General features: G+C 66.1%; 2 protein-coding genes. Both read left to right on the top strand.

Annotated features, from left to right (window positions below; genetic code table 11):
- Nucleotides 1-116 precede the first annotated feature (116 nt).
- Nucleotides 117-1,100: a sugar ABC transporter substrate-binding protein gene (locus ACLP25_RS27110; RefSeq protein ID WP_442472208.1), complete on the top strand. Its 984-nt coding sequence runs from the start codon at nucleotides 117-119 to the stop codon at nucleotides 1,098-1,100.
- Nucleotides 1,101-1,338: 238 nt separating this feature from the next.
- On the top strand, nucleotides 1,339-2,777 hold a 1,439-nt coding region (locus ACLP25_RS27105), incomplete at its 3' end, for a sugar ABC transporter ATP-binding protein (protein WP_442472207.1).

Raw genomic sequence — 2,777 nt, 5'->3', positions numbered from 1 at the left:
CTAGCCATGACGGCGCCAAGATGAGACCATACCCAACGTCGCGGTCGAGGGAATGGCCGTCCCCGTGGCGGCTCGCGCTCCGGGAGGCCAACCGGCCCGATTGGGAGGAGTGCAAAATGACCAAAACCCCTGAAAACTTCGCCATGCGCATCGGCTTGACCCGGCGCGGTTTCGTCGTCGCCGGCGCGATTGGCTCGGCGGCGGCTCTGAGCGGAGGCCTGACGACCGCGCTCGCGGCCGAGAAGCCGAAGATCGGCCTGGTGCAAAAATCCCTCGCCAACGAGTTTTTCAAGCAGATGCAAGCCGGCGCTGAGAAATACGCGGCGGCGAACACCGACAAGTTCGAGTTCAAGGCGGTCGGCATGAAGGACGAGCGCGACTTCGCCGCGCAGGTCGACGCCATCGAGAACTTCGTCACTCAGAAATACGACATCATCGTCGTGGCGCCGGCGGATTCGAAGGCGATGGTCACCCCGATCGCCAAGGCGTTGAAGGCCGGCGTCAAGGTGATCAACATCGACGTCGAACTCGACAAGGACGCCAAGAAAGCGGCCGGAATCGACCTCGCCTTCTTCGGACCCGACAACCGCGCCGGCGCGAAAATGGCGGGCGACGCGCTCGCCAAAGATTTGGGGCCCGGCGGCAAGGTGGTGATCCTGGAAGGCAACCCCGAGGCGGACAACGCCGTGCAGCGCAAGCTCGGCTTCATGGACGCGGTCAACGAGGGCAAGCTCACGCTTCTCGACAGCAAGACCGCGCACTGGGAGACGGAAGAAGCCAACACCCTGATGACCAACTTCCTCACCCAGTATCACGACATCCAGGGCGTGATGGCCGCCAATGACTCCATGGCGCTCGGCGTCGTCAAGGCGCTCGACGCCGCGGGCCTCAGCGGCAAGATAAAGGTCGTCGGCTTCGACAACATCCCGGCCGTGCAGCCCCTGATCAAGGGCGGCAAGATGCTGGCGACCGTCGAGCAATACGGCGCCGACATGGCGGTGCTCGGCATCAACTACGGCCTCAAGGAGCGTGGGGGCGAGACCTTCAGCGGATGGGTCAAGACGCCGATCAAGTTGATCGAGGCCAAGGACCTCTCATAGTCTGCGTCCGGAATTGGCGTCCCCGCCCCCCTTGCGGGGGCGGGACAGGCTGGGGGGTCGCACCCGCCTCGACAATCACGCAGAAATCTCGCGAACTTACAGACCTTGGGCCAGCCAGAGCGGAAAAGCATGGCGCGACCCCCCTCCTTTGCCTCCCCCACAAGGGGGAGGAGGGCGGCAAGCGCCCGAGCCTTCAGCGACGACGGGGTCCCATTCTGCGAGCAGGCGGCGCCACCCCATGAGTCCTCCGATCCTGACCCTGACGGGCGTGGGAAAGCGGTTCCCCGGCGTCGTCGCGCTGCGCGGCGTGACGCTCGAGGTGGCGCGCGGCGAAGGCCATGTGCTCCTCGGCGAGAATGGAGCGGGCAAGTCGACGCTCATCAATCTGCTCGGGGGCGTCTACGCCGCCGACGAAGGCGAGATCACGTTCGACGGCAAGCCCTATCGTCCGCGCACCCCGACCGACGCGTTTCGCGCCGGCATCCGCGTCGTGCATCAGGAGCTGTCGATGCTGATGCAGATGACGGTGGCCGAGAACCTGATGTTCGAGCGCCTTCCGCAGCGCCGCGGGATCGTCGACTATCGCGAGACGAACCGGCGCGCGGCCGAGCTTCTCGACGAGGTCGGGCTCGACGTTCGGCCGACGACGCAGGTCGCGCGGCTCGGCGTCGCGCAGATGCAGCTCATCGAGATCGCCAAGACGCTCGTCTTCGAGAGCAAGTTGCTTATTCTCGACGAACCGACGGCGACGCTGACCGCCAAGGAGGTCGACCGTCTGTTCGACATTTTGCGGCGCCTCAAGGCGCGGGGCGTGACGATCGTCTACATCTCGCATCGGCTTCAGGAGATCGGCGAGGTCGGCGACCGCGTGACGGTGCTGCGAGACGGCCAACTCGTCGCCACGCGCAGTCTCACCGGCCTGACGATCCCCGAGATCGTGCAGATGATGGTGGGACGAAGCGTCACGGACGAGCGCGCCTTTCGCGCCGACGTCGCCGTTTCGGGTGAAGCGTTGCGCGTCGTCGGCCTCCGGCGTGACGCCAAGAGCCCCGAAGTGTCGTTCTCCGTCGGCAAGGGTGAGATCGTCGGCGTCGCGGGGCTGGTGGGCAGCGGACGGACGGAGACGGCGCGGGCGATATTCGGCGCGGACCGGAAGATCGCCGGCGAGATCTTGGTCGAAGGAAAGCGCGTCACGATCGAGTCGCCGCGGGACGCGGTGCGAAGCGGCCTCTGCCTCATGACCGAGGACCGCAAAGGGCAGGGCCTTCTGCTCGGCATGTCCTGCGCCGAGAACATCACGATCACCGACCTTGCGAAGATCTCGCGCCACGGCCTCATCGAGCGCGACGAGGAGCGCGACGCGGCGACCCGTCTCGTCGCCGACCTGCGCATCAAGACGCCTTCGATCGACCAGACCGTGCGCAACTTCTCGGGCGGCAACCAGCAGAAGGTGGTGATCGCCAAGTGGCTCTTCCGCGGCTCCAAGGTGCTGCTCTGCGACGAGCCGACCCGCGGCATCGACGTGGGCGCGCGCGCCGAGATCTACGAGCTTCTCTGGACGCTTGCCGCCGAGGGGCGCGGCGTGCTGTTCATCTCCTCCGACCTGCCGGAGCTGATCGCCATCTGCCACCGCATTCTTGTTTTCTCGAACGGCCGGCTCGTCGGCGAGGTCGTGCG

This window comes from Roseiarcus sp., assembly GCF_052145395.1.
GTDB lineage: Bacteria > Pseudomonadota > Alphaproteobacteria > Rhizobiales > Beijerinckiaceae > Roseiarcus.
Note: the sequence above shows the minus strand (reverse complement) of the source record. Positions and strands in the feature narration are given on the sequence as shown.